Consider the following 15,754-nt stretch of genomic DNA (forward strand, 5'->3'; position numbering starts at 1 on the left):
GCGAAGGGTGAACGACTGTGACTACCGCCGAGAAGACAGACGACCGCTGGCTGCTCTACAGCACCTGTGACGAGGACTCCCGCTCCGAGATGCGGGCGCTGGACATCACCGCGAACGACGATGTGCTCGCGGTGACCGGCAGCGGCTGCCGGGCCCTGAGCCTGGTGGTGAACAATCCGCACACCGTCACCTCCATCGACAGCTCGCCCGGGCAGACCTATCTGCTCGAACTCAAACTGGCCGCCATCCGGCACTTCTCCTACGACACCCTGCTGGAATTCCTCGGGGTGGACGAATCCACCAGCCGGTGGCGGCTTTTCAAGGAACTCGAGCCGGACCTGTCCCCCGAGGCGGTCGCCTACTTCACGCGCTACCGCAAGGCCATCGTGGGCGGGGTGCTGCTGGCGGGCCGGCACGAACAGCTCTACGTGCGCCTGGTGGCCCCGGCGATGCGGGTGCTGTACGGGCGGGCCATGCGGGATCTGTTCGCCGCCCCCGACCTCGAGACCCAGCGCCGCATCTATCGCAAGCGGGTCGACGGGGTGCTGTGGCGCAACATGATTCGCCACGGCTTCACCGAGCGCACGCTCAAGGCGGTCCTCAACGACGACTCCTACAACGTCGTCACCGACGAGAAGTCGTGCGGCGACTATGTATTGGAGCGGCTCAACCACACCTTCGAGAACCATCTCGCCGGCGAGAACGATTGGGTGTCGTTCATGTTCCACGGTCGCTATCCGCGCCGGGATGTGCTGCCGCACTACCTGCTTCGTGAGAACGTCGAGGCCATCCGGACGGCCACCACCAAGGTGAACGTCGTGCGCGGCGATCTCATGGACCGGCTGCGCGCACTGCCGGACGGGTCGATCGACAAGTTCTCGCTCTCGGATGTGACCAGCTGCATCGACCGCGAGCAGTTCGCCACCCTGATGAAGGAGGTGGTGCGGGTGGCACGGCCGGGTGCACGAATCTGCTACCGCAACTTCCTGTCCCGGCACACCCCGGCGCCGGATCTGCTCCAGTCGCTGCACCGCGAGGACGAGTTGTGCGCGCAGCTGTACTTCGACGACTACGCCTTCGTGTACCAGTTCGAGATCTTCACCGTCGGCGCGGATCACCGGTAGCGGCGGGACGATGATGAAGCGGTCACTGGACTGGATCGACGGCGTCGTGCACGCCGTCGACCAGCGGGCGCTGCCCGGCGAATACCGGATCGTGCAGCTGCGCACGGTCGACGAGGTGATCGCCGCGGTCCGCACGCTCACCATTCGCGGCGCCCCGGCGATCGGGGCCGCCGGGGCGCTCGCGGTGGCGCTGTCCGCACGCGCCCACGGCTCCGACGTGGCGGCGGTGGCCGCCGATGCCCGGCGCATCGCCGCCGCCCGGCCCACGGCCGTGAATCTGGCGTGGGCCGTGCGGCGGGTGGCGGAGCACCTGGAGCGGGGGCCCGGCGCGGTGCTACAGGAGGCCCTGGCACTGCTCGACGAGGACGAGCGCGTGAACCGGACCATGGCCGTGCGCGCGGCCGATGAAGTACTGAAACTGACTCGCGGGCAACGGCTTCGGGTGCTGACGCACTGCAACACCGGACGCCTGGCGACCGTGGCGGGCGGAACCGCGCTCGGCACGATCATAGAACTCGCCCAGCGCGGCCGGCTCGAATCGGTGCTGGCCGGCGAGACCCGGCCGCTACTGCAGGGTTCGCGGCTCACCGCGTGGGAGCTCGCCGAAGCCGATATCCCGCACCGCGTCTGCGTGGATTCGGCGGGCCCCACCGCCGTCGCCGCGGGCATGATCGACTGTGTGCTGGTCGGCGCCGATCGGATCACCGCGCACGGCGACGTCGCCAACAAGATCGGCACCTACCCGCTCGCCCTGGCCGCCGCACGCGCCGGGATTCCGTTCCTGGTGGTCGCGCCGGAGTCCACCGTCGATGAAACCCTCAGCGACGGCGGCGACATCGTGATCGAGGAGCGGGCCGCCGCGGAGGTCACGTCCCTGGCGGGCCGCCAGATCGCCCCGGCGGGCACCGACGCCTTCAACCCGGCCTTCGACGTCACCCCGCGCGATCTGGTCACCGCCGTGGTGACCGAGAACAGAACACTGTGGCCCGCACTGGGTTTCGGACTGCCACGAGCCGCGGGCGAGCTGTACCGGCGCGGGTGGATGGACGGCACCTCCGGCAATCTCTCGGTGCGCCTGCCGGGCGCGGCGGGCCGGGCCGTCATCACCGGCAGCGGACTGAGCAAGGGCGCGCTCACCGCCCGGGACCTGGTCCACATCGATATCGAGACCGCCGCCGCGGTCTCGGATCGGGGTCCGCGGCCCTCGGCAGAGGCATCCCTGCACGCCGCGCTGTACCGGGCGCTGCCCGACTGCGGCGCGGTAGTGCACGCGCATCCGCCGCACGCGACCCTGGTGGCCGGGCTGTCGTACGGGCCGCGGGTGGACTTCGAGAACTTCGAGATCATCAAGGGTTTCGGGCCCCGCCGCCCGGGACCGTTCGAAGTCCCCATCCTCACCAATCACGACGACGTGCCGCGCATCGCCGCCGATCTGGCCGGGACCCTGCACCCGGACGCCCCGCCCGCCTTCCTGATCCGGCGGCACGGCGCGACCGTGTGGGGTCCGGATCTGGAGACGGCCCGCAACCGGATGGAGTGCCTGGAATTGCTGTGCGAACTACACCTACGGACGAGGGAGCGAAGGCCATGACGATCGTGCAGGTGATGCCGGAGGACGACCGCGACTCCGTGCTCGAACGGACCACCGACCCGGCGGTGATCGCCGGACTGCTCGCGCCGTACGGAATCACGCTGCGGCAGTGGCAGACCCGCGAACTCGCGGCGGACGCCGGGCAGGAAGAAGTCATCGCCGCCTATCGCACCGAAATCGACGAGGTCTGCGCCGCGGGCGGCTATCGGCTCGTCGACGTGGTGCGGATGGTGCCCGACCCGGACAGTGCGCAGTGGCGCGAGCAGGCGGTCGCGGCGCGGGCGAAATTCCTGAACGAGCACCGCCACGCCGAGGACGAGGTGCGCTTCTTCGTCGAAGGTCGCGGCTGTTTCTACCTCCATCTCGGCGACAAGGTCTACGCCGTCGTCTGCGAGCGCGGTGACCTGATCTCCGTGCCCGCCGGCACCACGCACTGGTTCGACATGGGTGCGAGCCCGGAGTTCTGCGCCATTCGCTTCTTCGAGCGCGAAGACGGCTGGATCGGGGACTTCACCGGGGACGAGATCGGCAGCCGCATGCCGAATTTGGACGAACTGCTCGCGTAATCCGCACTCTAACCGCAGGAGTCGCCATGCCACAGCACGTCATTCATTCACGGGCGGGGCGGATCACCCTGGCCGCCGCCGTCGTCGGCGGAATCGCCGCCGGGATCACCGGGTGCGGGTCGGACACCACAGAAAGTCCCGCGACCACGACCGTCAGCAGCACGGCCGCGCCGACGACCACGACCACATCGTCGGCCGCGCCCGTGACGCCGCCGTCCTCCATCCCGGCGACGGAGTCCGAGCCGATCCCCCCGGCGCCCGAACCACAGACGGTCGCGCCCCAGGTTCCGACCGTCGCGCCGGCGCCGCGGAACCAACCCGCGACCCCGGAAAAGCCCGCGCCACAGCCGCCCAAGGCCGAACCGCCCGCCCTGCCCGATCCGGGGTTCGAACCGCGGGCCGGCTACTGATCGACCGGAGGTCCTGTTCCGGTGCACTCGACAAGGAAGAGCATGACGAATTCGACCCTCCCCGGTGTGCTGACCGCCACCGCCCTCACCCTGGCCCTGCTGTCCGCACCCGCGCCGCTCGCCACGGCGGCGCCCGCTGACGGCGGGAAATCCGTTGTGGTCCTCGGTGATTCGTTCACCGCGAACGGCGATATCGCCGCCGCGCTGGAGAACACCGCGCCCGGCGCGCAGCCCGACTGCTCGCACGGTCCCACGTCCTGGCCCACCCAGCTGGCGCAGGGCATGGGGCTTTGGGGCACAAACGATTTCATCGACGCGTCCTGCCGCGGCGCGACGCTGGTGAGCGGACCCGGCTACACCCTGGTGCACGAGGCGCGCACGGTCGACGCGCAGGGCGCGTTCGGGCCGCGTACCGAGGCCGTGCTGATCCAGACCGGACTCAACGACTCCTGGGGCGACAACCAGGTGAAGCTGCGCCAGACCCTGCTCAACTGCGTGCTCGACGTGATCCGCGGGTGCGGGCCCGAAGCCGCCGCCGAAGGCCGCGCGACCGACTACCGCGGACTCACCACGGACGAGTACGTGAAGCGGGTCAAGCCCGTCGTGGACTACGTCCGCTACTACGCGCCCAACGCCCGGATCATCTTCGTCGGCTATCCGGAGATGAACGCACCGGGCTCGCAGACCTGGTGCATCAACGTGCTCGGCGTCGGCCAGATCGTGCAGCAGCGGGCGGGTTCGGCGATCGAACTGTGGAATCGGGTGGACACCGCCCAGCGCGAGGGCGCCCGTCAGCTCGGTGTCGAATTCTTCGACGCCCGAGCCGTCACCGCGGGCCACGGCCTGTGCACGGCCGAACCCTGGCTGGCCGGAATCCTCGACCCCGCCAGCGAATTCATGGGCACGCCGGTGCATCCGTCCACGCGCGGTGACGCGGTGGTCGCGACCGCGCTCCAGAAGATGATCGCGGGCTGAGCATGAGCGGCGAGAGCACCGCCACCCGGCCGCACGCCCCGCCCGAGACCGGCCGCGCGCGCCCGTCGCTGCCGTCGCTCACCGGGGCACGGTGGTGGGCGGCGTTCGCGGTGTTCGTCCTGCACGCGCTGGTGTTCCTGCCGGTGTACCCCTTCCAGAAGTCCGAGCTGTTCCGGCAGCTGCACCAGGTGATTCCGATGCAGCTGGGCGCGGCCGGGGTCACGTTCTTCTTCGTGCTGTCCGGGTTCATCATCTACTGGTCGTTCACGCCGGGCAGCTCGGTGCCGAGGTTCTACTGGCGGCGCGTGCTCAAGATCTATCCGACGCATCTGGCCGCGGCCGCGGTGTTCATCCTCGCCGCGTCCGTGCCGCTGCACCGCGCGGTGGTCTGGGTGCCGAACCTGCTGCTGGTGCACACCTGGGTACCGAAGTGGACCACCGTCGGCGGGCTCAATGTCCCGGCGTGGTCGCTGGGCTCGGAAATTCTTTTCTACCTGTGCTTTCCGCTGCTGCTGCCGCTGATTCTGCGGATCGGCAGCGCGCGGCTGTGGTGGTGGGTGGGCGGGTTGCTGGCGTTCATCCTCGTGCTGCACACGGTCTACTACCTCGGGACGCCCGGTCCCAAGGGCATCGAGAACGCTTTCGCCCCGCGCCTGGTGCCGGGCGAGGATTCGCCGTACTACGAACTGCACGCCTCGCAGGCCTGGTTCCGGCAGGCGGATATCCCGGTGCCGCAGGCATACTGGCTGAGTTACTACTTCCCGCTGTCGCGGCTGCCGGAGTTCTTCCTCGGCGTGCTGGCGGGCCGGCTGGTGCTCGAAGGGCGCTGGCGGCTGACCGACATCCGGCTGCCGCTGGTCGCGCTCGTGATCGCGTACCTCGCGACCTGGGTGGTGCCGGTGAACTACAAGATGTCGGCGCTGCTGATCGGGCCCATGGTGGCGGTCGTGGCGACGCTGGCCGCCCGGGATCTGGCCGGGGCCGGCGGGCTCAACTCGACGCGCACCATGGTGTGGTTCGGGAAGATCTCCTACGCCTTCTATCTGATCCAATTCCCGGTGATGGTGCTGATCACCCGATGGTTCATCGGCGGAAAGCAATTCGGCGTCCTGGGGTGGCTGGGATTCGCCGCGCTGAGTCTGGCTGCCTCGACGGCCGCGGCGGCCCTGATCTTCCACTGGCTCGACGAGCCCCTCATGCGCGCCTTCGCCGGCCGGCGCACCCGCGCACGCGGCGCACCGGCCGCGGTGAAAACCCAAGCGACACTTCCATGAACGCGCCCACCGACAGTTCGGAGAAACCATGACGCTCAGTGCATCGCTCGGTCGCCCCGAGGAAATCGCCCTGCCCGGCGCCCGCGTTCGCTACTACGACGCAGGATCCGGCGCACCCGTGGTGTTCGTCCACGGGCTGCTGGTCAACGCCAATCTCTGGCGAAAAGTGGTGCCGGACATCGTGGCGGCCGGATATCGCTGCCTGACCCCGGATTGGCCGCTCGGCGCGCATTCGATTCCGGTCCCCGAGGCCGACCTGACCCCGACCGGACTGGCCGATCTGATGGCGGCCTTCCTCGAGCGGCTCGACCTCGACGACGTCACGCTGGTGGCCAACGACACCGGCGGCGCGATCACGCAGGTGCTGCTCAGCCGCAGCACCGAGCGGATCGGGCGGGTCGTGCTCGCCTCGGTGGACTGCTACGAACGGTTCCTGCCGCCGCCGTTCAACGTGCTGCCGCCGCTGGCTCGGATCCCGGGCTCCATCCGGCCGCTGACCGAGCTGCTGCGCATCCGCGCGCTGCATCCGCTGCCGGTGGCGCTGGGCTGGGTGGCCAAACACCAGGTGCCCTACGAGATCGTCGACAGCTACCTGCTGCCCAGCCGCAATTCGGCGGCCATCCGGGCCGACCTGCGGCGATTCCTGCGGACCGCCGACCGCAAGTACACCCTCGACGCGGCCACCCGGTACGACAAGATCGACATCCCGGTGCTGCTGGCGTGGGCGCGCGAGGACAAGTTGTTCCCGGTGCGGCTGGCCGAGCGCCTGGCCGCGGACCTGCCGAATGCGACGCTGAAACTGATCGACGACTCCTATACCGCCAGTCCGGAGGATCAGCCCGAGTTGCTGACCCGGATGATCTTGGAGTTCACTCGACTGCATGACCAGTAGCCACGAAAAGCGTTCGCTCACTACACGACTCGCATTGGAACGGGCCGCTCGTCAGCTGTTCGCGGAACACGGCTTCTCCGCCGTGTCCGCGGATCAGATCGTCGCCCTGGCCGGCGTCACCCGCGGCGCGCTGCAATACCAGTACGGCGACAAGCGCGGATTGTTCCTGGTGGTACTCGAACAGTTGGAACGGGAGAACAGCGAGGAGATAGGCGCGGCGACCGCCGCCGCGAACTCGGAAGATCCGATCGTCCTGATCGAGGTCGCCCTGCGGACGTTCCTGACCATCTGCCTGCGGCCGGAGATGGTGCGGATCGCGCTCGCGGACGGGCCGGCGGTGCTGGGCAGGCAGGCGTGGCGGGAGTTCGAGATCCGGCACGGCCTCGGCCTGGTGGTTCCGCCACTGGAAGCCGCACGGGCGGCGGGGAGCCTGACCGATATCGACATCCCCGTCCTGGCACAACTGCTGCTCAGCGCGATCACCGAAGCGGGACTGATCGTGGCGAGCGCCCCCGATCCGGTCCCGGCCGCCGACCGCGCGCTGCACGCGCTGATGGCGATCGTGTCCGGGGTCGTCGGCGGGGCGAGTGAGTCCCGCGGAGCCAACGGCGCGGCGGAGCCGATGCGGTAGCGCCCGGCGTATGCCGGAATGCGCCGCCCGCCAACGTATTTCGACTGCATTCCGGCATATGAGTTTTCCGCTGCGGAGGTTTCACAGTGTTTTTCGACGGCGCGGGCGGCCGCATGAACTACCGAATCTGGCGTTGCGACGGCGATCCCGCCGCGGTGATGGTCTTCCTGCACGGCATCGGGCAGTCGAGCGCCCTGTACCACCGATACGCGCGGGCGATGAACCGCGGCGGCATCGAGGTCTGGGGGCTCGACCATCCCGGGCACGGGCTGAGCGAGGGCGAACCGAACACGATGCCGCCGATCCCGGTGCTGGTCGCCAATGCCGAACTGTTTCTGGGCATGGCGCATACGGCTCGTCCGGACACGCCGCTGGTGCTGGCCGGGCACTCCCTCGGGGCGGGGGTGGCGCTGCTCGCCACGCACGCGGGCGGGGATGCGGCCCGGCAGCTGTGCGCCCTCGCACTCACCGGCACACCGTCTCGCGACGTGATCATGGAACTACCCGCGCCACGCGTGCCCACGCTGCTGCTACACGGAGCGGACGACCGCATCGCCCCCATGGAGCCGGTGCGCCGCTGGGCCTCCCGCTCGCACGGCACCCGGTTCCACGAGTTCCCCGACGCGGGCCACGACCTGCTGCACGAACCGGTACATCGCGAGATCCAGTCGCTGATAACCGAGTTCGTGCACCAGCGGCTGATCGACCTCCAGCGACGGCGACCCCGGCCGCTGACGGCCGCCCCGGGCCTCCGCCCGCCGCCCCACACCGAGTTGACCGTTCCGCTGACGACACCGGGCAGCCGCCAACCGCGCTGACCCGGGTAGCGGGTCTCGTCGTCGCCCGCGCGGGGCGACGGCCGCGGAGGCCAACCGCGACCGCGTGCGCAGCGCGATCTTCGGCTCGTGCGGAGTGCATGTCCGGTCGCCAGGTCGTTCATGACTCGTCGCAAGTGCCCGCATCCCCGTGGGTGCGGGCACTCGCGACGTGGTCAGTGCCAGAAGCCCCGGCGGGGTTTGGGCACCGGGGGTGCGGCCAGTTCCGTTCGCAGGGTTCGGATTTCGCCGATCGCCGCGGTCACTGCTTTGGCATCGGTGTCGGTGATCGCCGCTGCCAGGCGGTGCAGGGCGCTCACCAGGTCGGCGGAGGCACCGGCGGAGGCCAGCTCATCGGCCAGGTTCGTCGCGGCCGTGGCGTCCGGAGTTTCCAGGAGGGCGCGCAGGCGATCCAGGAACGGGAGGACGACGTCGAGCTGGGGCGTGGCTTCCGAGGACGCCGGGGCGAAGCTCTTGCGGGCGCGGCGGCGGGCGAACATCGGGGCCGAGCCCGGTGCCGGGCGGGGCATTCCGGCCGGGGACCCCCACGGGGCGGAGGGCTGCGGGGGCGGCGGAGCACCGGCCGGGTTCATGGGGCGCGGCGCGGACATGGGGGCGGGGATCGGCGGCGGGGGGCCCGCCGGAGCCGGGGAGCCGGGAGCGAAGGCGGGCGCCCCGCCGTAGGCGGAATCGGAAGCCGCCTCGTATGCGTGGGCGGGCATGGGAGCGCCACCGCGAAGCATGAAGCTTGGCACCGATACGTCCGCGTCTGACTCGACCCAGCCGTCTGGGGCCTCGACCGGCTGTACGACAGTATGGTGATCGCCGGTCGTCTTTCGGCTGTGATCGACGGCGATGAACGCGGTGAAGCGGCTCAATACGCCGTGGGCGAGCGAGAACTCGACGATGTTCGTCGGGGTCACCTCGCCGGTTCCGGCCGCGTAGGCGTCTTCCAGGTCGCGCAGGCGGGCTCGGGCCCAGACCGCGCGGACGGCCTTGTCGTCCGTGCGGACGGGGGTGATCTTCGTCGAGAAGGGCTCGCCCGTAGCCGTTTTCGCGCGGACGATGACATCCCCGGTCGCGTCGCCGACGCTGCCGCCGAGCAGTAGCGGGGAGCCTTCGAACAGATCGCTGTGCGCGGGGGCCGGATCGGTGACGGGGCGGCCGTCGATCTCCACGACGACATCGGTCAGGACGGGCGGGGCGATGCGGCGGTGAATCCCGGTGAGCACCTCGTCGAGGCGATCCTCGGTTTCCACGAGTTCGCAGCGGCCGGCGCCGGTGGCGGCCAGGCGCTGCAGGAATCCCGCGTTGACGGCGCGATCGATGCCGAGGGTGAAGACGCGAGTTCCGTTCAGGCGCGGCGTGATTCGGGCCAGGACGCGGTCCTCGTCGCCGATCTGGCCGTCGGTGACCAGCACGAGAACGCGGTCGCGGCCTTCGTCCGCGTGCAGGAGATCGGCCGATTGCTCGAGCGGTCCGGCGAGCTCGGTGCCGCCGCGGGCCTCGAGTCCCGACAGCCAGCCGACGGCCGCGAATCGGTTGCGGTCCAGGGCCGGAACGAGTCCCGTTGCCAGGCCGGTCGGGCGCTCGACGTAGTGGTCGAAGGCCAGGACCGCGAAGCGATCCCGGTCGGTGAGGGTATCGACCACGCGGGCCGCGGCCCGGCGCGCGGCGACCATCTTCCAGCCGTCCATGGAGCCGGAGCGGTCGAGCAGCACGACCACGTCGCGATCGCGGCGGGTGGCGGTCAGCTCGGGCACCAGGGTGACCTGAACGATGTCCTCGGCGATCACCGCCGCGCAGGTGAGTTCGGATTCGGCGGCGAGGGCCAGCCGCAGCACCACGTCGCGGTTCAGCCGCTCGCCGGGGTGCAGGCGGACGACGGTCGTGCCGCCCTCGGACTCGGTGGCCACGGCGTGCAGGCTCGAGCGCACCGTCACCGGACCCAGGCCCGCCGGATCGATGGTGGCGGTCAAAGACAGTGCGACGGGCGAGGATTGGCCCGGCAGCAGCACCGGTGGCGAGATGCGGCTGGCATCGGGCACCGCACCGGTGTCCAGTGCGGTGCCGGCACCGGCCTGAGCGCCGTCCAGCGGCGTGCCGGGGATGTAGCGGGGCGCGACCACCAGCGGGAAGCGCAGGGTGGCTTCGCCGCCGTCCACCGGCAGCGGACCGGTCAGGACCAGGGTGAGCGTGGCTTCCTCGCCCGGCTGCAGATTGCCGACGGTGGTGGTGAAGACGCCGGGGCGCTCCTCCTCCGCGAGCGCGGCGCGGTGGCCCACGGCGACCGCCGCGTCGTACGCGTCACGCGCGGCCTGCCGCTCCTGGAGCTCGCCCTCGATGCGACGGCCGGCCAGATCCGCGGTGAACGAGGTGACCGCGGCGCGGTCCGGTAGCGGGAAGATGTACACCGCCTCGATGCCGGTGCCGAGCGTATTGCGGAACACCTGGCGCACGGTCGTCGTGGCCACCAGGCCGGTGACGGCCGCGTGCACGTCCATGGCCACCAGCGGCAGCCCGCCGTGCACGCCGTCGGCGGCGCGCAGAACGCCGGTCACGAGTTCGTCGCCGGTGCGCGGTCCGGCGATGCGGGTCAGTTCTTCGTCGATGACGGTGGGAATGGCGGTCATGGCGTGTTCCGTTCTGCGGCAACGATTCCGCGGCGTTCGAGCGTGTGGAGAAGTTCCCGGCCCGCGGCCCGGATGGCGGCCAGATCGGCCGCATCGAGGGTGCGTTCGGGAGTGAACAGGACCGTGCAACCCGGTGCCAGGTGCACGCCGACGGACATCTCGGCCGGCGCCGGGGCGCTGACCGGGGCGCTGTGCAGGTCCGGGGCCTGTGCCCAGAACCGCTTGCGCTGCTTGACTTCATCGAGACGAGCGATCGTCTCGAGCTCGGCGTCGGTGCGTCCGAGGAGCCGGCGCTGCGCCTGAGCCAGCGTCTCCCCGTCGGCCTGCAACCGTTTGACCGCGATTACCTGTAGTAGATGCCTCCGCTCGTAGTAAGCCGTCCTTCCCCGTACATCGGCGGGCCGATCGAGTAGTCCGAGCGACCCGTAGTAGCGCAGCATGCGCACGTCCGGCACCTCCCCCACCTTGCCGTTGGGCGCCTCGATGCCGAGGCGTTCCACCGCCGCCGCAGCTTCGGAGGCCAGTTCCGCGATCGTCCACTGCATGATGACACTGTCACATACCGATGAAACAGTGTCAACAAGAATTCGAAGAGAGGTTTCCTGCTCAGCCGACGCTGGGCCGACCTTCCGGCGCGGTGACCTCCGCCAGCGCCCGCAGCCGCTCGAGCCCCTTCAGGACACTGTCACGATTGCCCGCCGCCTTCATCCACCCCGGCAGGCTCGCGAGCATCGCGGTGGTGGAACCCCCGGCCCCGTGCTCCCGCAGCCGCGCCCCGACGAAGGCACCCAACTCCTCGACATGCGCGAGGTTGAGCGCCCAGAGCACCCGCCCCGCGCACCGCGTCTGCAACCACAGCGGCCGCCCGAAATGCATATCCACGGGCGCGTTCCCCCACATCCGCCCCCAATGCCGGGTCCCGTCCCGCTCCTTGTCCCACTCCCCCATCACCGCGCACCGCGCACACGCGAGCCGCCGCGGTTCATGCGCGGCCCACGTCCCCGCCGCCTCGGTCCCCGGCCACCGCGAGCTCACCGCCCGTCCGCCACACCCCGCGCACACCACCAGAATTCGCTCGGTGAACCCCAGCAGATGCCGCCGCTCGTCGAAATGCCGCCCCACTCCACCCATATCCTCACCATCGCAATCCCCGCCCTCCCCCGCAACAAGAAACAACACTTCGCACCACCCGAATCGGTCTCCGCCCCGGTGCCGGCGCACTCGCCGAAACAGCAACCGCACCAACAACTCCGGAAGGGGAAACCATGATCAACCAACTATCGACTCGTCGACTCGCAGACCTCGGCCGGTTGCGCACCCTCCACTCGCGCTTCCCTGGCCGCGGCACCTGACGTCTACCCCCATAGACCCCTCGGGCCGCCCCCGCGAATTCGCAACGAAACGGCCCTCCCTTCATGATCCCTCGTATCCCAATTGGCAAGAGGAAGCCGGCCGGACCTGTTCCAGCGCGAGTTCGAATCCCGCCACCGACCACGCCGCTGCGGCCATGGCTCGCACCGCGGCGCTCACGCTCGCCTTACTCATGTACGGACCGCAAATCATGGTCCTGGACGGCACCCATCGAATCCCCGCCGTCATCGCCACCAGCCGACTCCGACACCCTGTCCCCAGGCCGCGACCGATAGTTCACCCCGGCTAGGTGAACCGTGCACTCCTAAAAGGCTGCGAGCATCGGGTTTCGCGGACGCGCATTTCCCGCGTCCGGCCAACAGCGGTTACAGCGAACGAAAGGCCAACGATCATGTGCAGCATCGGCGAATCAGCCATGGCGGTGATCAGTTGGACAGCCGTGTAGCCCCCACCGCGACCACCGGCTCGAGAAGTCGGCGGCCGCCCGTGAAGGGTCATCCGGCGGAAACATGGGCCGAGGTTTCGGCAGTTCTTGTCGCCGCTGTGGTCGCGGGCATGGCGGTGACCACCTCGATCGATGCAGACTGGGCCGCACACCGATCGACACCCAGTCGGCAATGGATGCTGGCCAGCGTTCCGGGCACAGCTGCGTGCGCGGCGATGGCAGCTGTGTTGGTGGCGGCGATATGCGAGTCGATGAGCGTGCGCACGGCCTGGCTGATGGCGGGAGCGAGCACAGCGCTGCTTGCGGGCGGTCAGCTGTTCTCGCGCGTTATCGGTCCGCAGATGTATTCACTCGACTTTCACAACACCGTTATTGCCGGAACATTGCTGGGCGTGTTGCCCACACTCGCTGGACAGCTCCGGTTGGCGCGGGGAGCCTTGCTGGTCGGCGCGCTGTCGGGGATCCTGCTCGCCAGCCGTTTTTCTGTCGTCGGGTCGGCACATGAGCCGCCGCTGACGGAGTGGCTGCTGCTGGATCCGCCGCCGATTGTGTTGATCGCACTCGCCTTGGGAATGGTGGGTTGGTGCGCGTGGACGCACCCCCGCGTGGTGGAATTACCGACCAGGGAGGTTCCACTGCGTCCGATCGCCGCCGCGCTGACTCTGGTTTCGTCCTCCTTGTTCCGTACCGATTATCTTTCTAGGCAAGACAATTGGTTGCTCCTGATACTGGTCGGAATCACAGTGACGATGCTCGCCACCGGCGCGGCCGCACTACTCCTGCCGGGGCGCGATGGGGTCTTGCTGGCGGTGGCAACGGCGTTCGCCATTGCCACGACCGCGTTGGTCGTGTCTGCGCCGTTGCCCGGCTGGACGATCGCATTGATGGTCACAGCCGGTGCGCTCGGCGTAATAGTCGGTGGATGGCGTCCAAGCCTCGGCGTCGCAGTGACCGCCATCGTTGTGCTGGTGCTCGTGGCGACAATCATCGAGATCGAACATCAAGCCCAATCAGCGACCATAGCGGTTGCTGTCACGGCGATTGGCGGCTATTGCATCACCGTGATCATCCCCCAGAACCCGGCTACTCTCGCGATTGCCTTGATTGCTTTCGTGGCCCCTTCGGTCGTCGCGGCGATGGTCTACCGGCATTGCGCTGGACTCGCCGAATCTAGGGTCTGGTTTCACAGTCCACCTCGGCGGTTATGGGCGCCGGAATGGGTCGTCGTTCTGGTTACCGCCGCCGCCACAGTAATCGCATTGGCGCTTCAGCGCGTACGCGGCCCGAGAGCCCTCGACTCGGGGCGGCCGGCTAGATAGGCCAGACCGATCATCCCGCGCGAGCTACCGGACCCCAATCTGCTTGCCGAACGCCGAGGCGATGGTTTCACCGAAGATGTTCGCGAGCAGGGCGAGGCCGTCGGGGTTCAGTGCGATCAGGCCGGCGTCGGCGGTTGAGCATCCCGCCTTCGCTGGGACGCCGTCGAGGCGGTCACGCATCCAGAGCAGCGCGGTCGCGACACCGGAGACTTCGGTGGTGATGTGTTCGCCGAGGTGTTCACGGGTGTATTGGACCTGGGCTTTCGGGTCGCGGCAATAGGTATCGACCAGGGTGTTGACCGGCCCGACCGGTATCAGCTCATCGGGATTGGCCTGCCAGATGAACATCGGCATATCCGGTGTGGACTTGCCCATCCGCGTCTTTTCCAGGACGTCGAGCACAACCGGATTGCGCATCGGATCACCTTCGGGCACCCGCAACATGCCCTTCAAATTGGCGAAGGGGAACAGCCCGGTGTTGTACTGCACGCACAGTGCGCCCTTGATTGCCGCCAGGCCCCTGCCCAACGGATCCAGATCGCGGTCCAGCAGGTCTCCGAATTCGGTGTACTCCCGGCCCAATCCGAGGACCGCGGCCATGATCATGCCGGCCCAGACCTGACCATTGCCGTTATCGAGCAGCGGACCGAAGTCCGCGGGCACGCCGCCCTCGGCCGCGCCGACGATATTGAGTTCAGGGGCGTAGCTCGACTTCAGTTCTGCGGCATGGCCGGTCGCGATGGCACCACCGGAATAGCCGTACAACCCGATACGAGTCTCCGGCGCCAGGCGCATCGGTTCGAAGTCACGAGCGGCCCGGATGCCGTCGAGGGTGATCCGCCCGGCCAGCGGGCCCGCACCGAAAGCACTCTCGGGGCCTCCGTGGTCCGGAATAACTACACCCCAACCTTGCTGGAGCGCTCCCTGTGAGATCAGGAATTCCAGTGGCACCACGATCTGCCCGACCAGCGCCGAGGCCGACCACTGCTGTACCGCGTAGGACGGCGCGCAATAGCGCGCTAGGGAGTCCTCGGCGATCTGCATCGAAACCAGCTTGTCCGGCGCGGACCCGCGGGGCTTCAACACCGTTGCCACAGCGGCGATCGGCTCGTCACGGGTGTTGTTGGAGCGGTACGACACCTGCCAGGCATCGACATTGAGCGGAATCAGTCCCGCGTTCGCGACATTGACCTGTCGAGCGGCGATGATCTCGCCCGGAGCCTTGGACGCGACCACCCCGGAGGATGGGCTATAGAACCCCGGATCTAGTTCCGGGGGTACCGCGATCGGGGGCGCGGGCTGAACGGTGACGGGAGCGCTTCCATCCGGCTCGCCCATCGCGATCGCGGTAGAGAACGTCGTAACCGATGCGGTGATCGCCAAGGCCGCCACAGCCGAACGGCCGACGACAGACGCACGCAGCGCCATGAATCAACTCCAATTGTATTCAAGTGAGACCACTTTGGTTCACATTGCCGATGACGGTATCTTGTACACTCACGTCTAGCAATAGTGTCCGAGACAGTTGGCACAAAGACTCATACAGTCACACAACACGCGACCAACCGAGAGGAAGGCGCAGTCCCGACCCACTGAAGACACCGCAAAGATCCGCCCCATGTTCGGCGAGCACGATGACAGTCCGAACTTCACCTACATCGGGCGAGGGCGAGTACTTCGCATAGCCAATAGCGTCGGGTTGCGCGCA

Annotated in this window: 15 protein-coding genes; 9 read left to right on the forward strand and 6 right to left on the reverse strand. The window is 68.7% G+C overall.

What is annotated here, in order from left to right; translation table 11 throughout:
- Window positions 1-17 precede the first annotated feature (17 nt).
- Genes ACFVBH_RS08080 through ACFVBH_RS08090 form a run of 3 tightly spaced genes read left to right on the forward strand, consistent with a single transcriptional unit; the run spans window position 18 to window position 3,281 of the window.
- The gene (locus ACFVBH_RS08080) at window positions 18-1,124 is read left to right on the forward strand and encodes a DUF3419 family protein (protein ID WP_379000815.1); all 1,107 of its coding nucleotides are present in this window, start codon (window positions 18-20) and stop codon (window positions 1,122-1,124) included.
- Between the two features lie 10 nt (window positions 1,125-1,134).
- Window positions 1,135-2,715: an S-methyl-5-thioribose-1-phosphate isomerase gene (gene mtnA / locus ACFVBH_RS08085; RefSeq protein WP_379000817.1), complete on the forward strand. Its 1,581-nt coding sequence runs from the start codon at window positions 1,135-1,137 to the stop codon at window positions 2,713-2,715.
- Window positions 2,712-3,281, forward strand: coding sequence for a cupin domain-containing protein (locus ACFVBH_RS08090; RefSeq protein WP_354987121.1), 570 nt, complete (start codon window positions 2,712-2,714; stop codon window positions 3,279-3,281). Before mtnA ends, ACFVBH_RS08090 begins: the two co-directional genes overlap by 4 nt.
- Before the next feature lie 43 nt (window positions 3,282-3,324).
- Here the strand turns inward: ACFVBH_RS08090 and ACFVBH_RS08095 are convergent, their stop codons facing one another.
- Entirely contained in the window at window positions 3,325-3,504 is a 180-nt protein-coding gene (locus ACFVBH_RS08095; RefSeq protein WP_379000821.1) for a hypothetical protein, read from the reverse strand.
- Window positions 3,505-3,733: 229 nt separating this feature from the next.
- On the opposite strand from ACFVBH_RS08095, the gene ACFVBH_RS08100 reads away from it, so the two are divergent.
- The 5 genes from ACFVBH_RS08100 (at window position 3,734) to ACFVBH_RS08120 (ending at window position 8,281) form a co-directional block, all read left to right on the forward strand.
- Complete coding sequence (locus ACFVBH_RS08100; protein WP_354987119.1) at window positions 3,734-4,666, forward strand: SGNH/GDSL hydrolase family protein; 933 nt, start codon at window positions 3,734-3,736, stop codon at window positions 4,664-4,666.
- A gap of 2 nt (window positions 4,667-4,668) precedes the next feature.
- A complete protein-coding gene (locus tag ACFVBH_RS08105) occupies window positions 4,669-5,940 on the forward strand; it encodes an acyltransferase family protein (RefSeq protein ID WP_379000823.1) in 1,272 nt (423 codons plus the stop codon).
- A gap of 28 nt (window positions 5,941-5,968) precedes the next feature.
- A complete protein-coding gene (locus ACFVBH_RS08110) occupies window positions 5,969-6,832 on the forward strand; it encodes an alpha/beta hydrolase (protein WP_354987117.1) in 864 nt (287 codons plus the stop codon).
- Window positions 6,822-7,463 carry a TetR/AcrR family transcriptional regulator gene (locus ACFVBH_RS08115; protein ID WP_354987116.1) on the forward strand — a complete coding sequence of 214 codons (642 nt, stop codon included), beginning with the start codon at window positions 6,822-6,824 and terminating at the stop codon, window positions 7,461-7,463. The genes ACFVBH_RS08110 and ACFVBH_RS08115 overlap by 11 nt, the downstream gene beginning before the upstream one ends.
- An 86-nt stretch (window positions 7,464-7,549) precedes the next feature.
- On the forward strand, window positions 7,550-8,281 hold the full coding sequence (locus tag ACFVBH_RS08120) for an alpha/beta hydrolase (protein ID WP_379000826.1): 732 nt from the start codon (window positions 7,550-7,552) through the stop codon (window positions 8,279-8,281).
- Between the two features lie 173 nt (window positions 8,282-8,454).
- Here ACFVBH_RS08120 and ACFVBH_RS08125 read toward each other — a convergent pair whose 3' ends face one another.
- From ACFVBH_RS08125 to ACFVBH_RS08140, 4 genes are all read right to left on the reverse strand, one after another.
- Window positions 8,455-10,911, reverse strand: a complete 2,457-nt coding sequence (locus tag ACFVBH_RS08125) for a VIT domain-containing protein (RefSeq protein WP_379000828.1) — start codon at window positions 10,909-10,911, stop codon at window positions 8,455-8,457.
- Entirely contained in the window at window positions 10,908-11,456 is a 549-nt protein-coding gene (locus ACFVBH_RS08130) for a MerR family transcriptional regulator (protein ID WP_379000830.1), read from the reverse strand. The genes ACFVBH_RS08125 and ACFVBH_RS08130 overlap by 4 nt, the downstream gene beginning before the upstream one ends.
- Before the next feature lie 61 nt (window positions 11,457-11,517).
- Entirely contained in the window at window positions 11,518-12,042 is a 525-nt protein-coding gene (locus tag ACFVBH_RS08135; protein ID WP_379000833.1) for a hypothetical protein, read from the reverse strand.
- A 282-nt stretch (window positions 12,043-12,324) separates the two neighbouring features.
- Window positions 12,325-12,456, reverse strand: coding sequence for a hypothetical protein (locus ACFVBH_RS08140; protein WP_379000835.1), 132 nt, complete (start codon window positions 12,454-12,456; stop codon window positions 12,325-12,327).
- Window positions 12,457-12,768: 312 nt separating this feature from the next.
- Between ACFVBH_RS08140 and ACFVBH_RS08145 the strand changes: the two genes are divergently transcribed.
- Window positions 12,769-14,046: a hypothetical protein gene (locus tag ACFVBH_RS08145; RefSeq protein ID WP_379000837.1), complete on the forward strand. Its 1,278-nt coding sequence runs from the start codon at window positions 12,769-12,771 to the stop codon at window positions 14,044-14,046.
- Between the two features lie 24 nt (window positions 14,047-14,070).
- Here ACFVBH_RS08145 and ACFVBH_RS08150 read toward each other — a convergent pair whose 3' ends face one another.
- Window positions 14,071-15,474 carry a lipase family protein gene (locus ACFVBH_RS08150; protein ID WP_379000839.1) on the reverse strand — a complete coding sequence of 468 codons (1,404 nt, stop codon included), beginning with the start codon at window positions 15,472-15,474 and terminating at the stop codon, window positions 14,071-14,073.
- Between the last annotated feature and the right edge of the window lie 280 nt (window positions 15,475-15,754).

The sequence above is a fragment of the Nocardia sp. NPDC057668 genome, from assembly GCF_042799795.1.
Taxonomy (GTDB): Bacteria; Actinomycetota; Actinomycetes; order Mycobacteriales; family Mycobacteriaceae; genus Nocardia.

What these genes read in the sequence shown, in the direction of transcription:
- mtnA (WP_379000817.1), top strand. Translation starts at nt 1,135, where the DNA reads ATGATGAAGCGGTCACTGGACTGGATCGACGGCGTCGTGCACGCCGTC.
- ACFVBH_RS08090 (WP_354987121.1), top strand. Translation starts at nt 2,712, where the DNA reads ATGACGATCGTGCAGGTGATGCCGGAGGACGACCGCGACTCCGTGCTC.
- ACFVBH_RS08095 (WP_379000821.1), bottom strand. Translation starts at nt 3,504, where the DNA reads ATGGAGGACGGCGGCGTCACGGGCGCGGCCGACGATGTGGTCGTGGTC.
- ACFVBH_RS08100 (WP_354987119.1), top strand. Translation starts at nt 3,734, where the DNA reads ATGACGAATTCGACCCTCCCCGGTGTGCTGACCGCCACCGCCCTCACC.
- ACFVBH_RS08105 (WP_379000823.1), top strand. Translation starts at nt 4,669, where the DNA reads ATGAGCGGCGAGAGCACCGCCACCCGGCCGCACGCCCCGCCCGAGACC.
- ACFVBH_RS08110 (WP_354987117.1), top strand. Translation starts at nt 5,969, where the DNA reads ATGACGCTCAGTGCATCGCTCGGTCGCCCCGAGGAAATCGCCCTGCCC.
- ACFVBH_RS08115 (WP_354987116.1), top strand. Translation starts at nt 6,822, where the DNA reads ATGACCAGTAGCCACGAAAAGCGTTCGCTCACTACACGACTCGCATTG.
- ACFVBH_RS08125 (WP_379000828.1), bottom strand. Translation starts at nt 10,911, where the DNA reads ATGACCGCCATTCCCACCGTCATCGACGAAGAACTGACCCGCATCGCC.
- ACFVBH_RS08130 (WP_379000830.1), bottom strand. Translation starts at nt 11,456, where the DNA reads ATGCAGTGGACGATCGCGGAACTGGCCTCCGAAGCTGCGGCGGCGGTG.
- ACFVBH_RS08135 (WP_379000833.1), bottom strand. Translation starts at nt 12,042, where the DNA reads ATGGGTGGAGTGGGGCGGCATTTCGACGAGCGGCGGCATCTGCTGGGG.
- ACFVBH_RS08140 (WP_379000835.1), bottom strand. Translation starts at nt 12,456, where the DNA reads ATGAGTAAGGCGAGCGTGAGCGCCGCGGTGCGAGCCATGGCCGCAGCG.
- ACFVBH_RS08150 (WP_379000839.1), bottom strand. Translation starts at nt 15,474, where the DNA reads ATGGCGCTGCGTGCGTCTGTCGTCGGCCGTTCGGCTGTGGCGGCCTTG.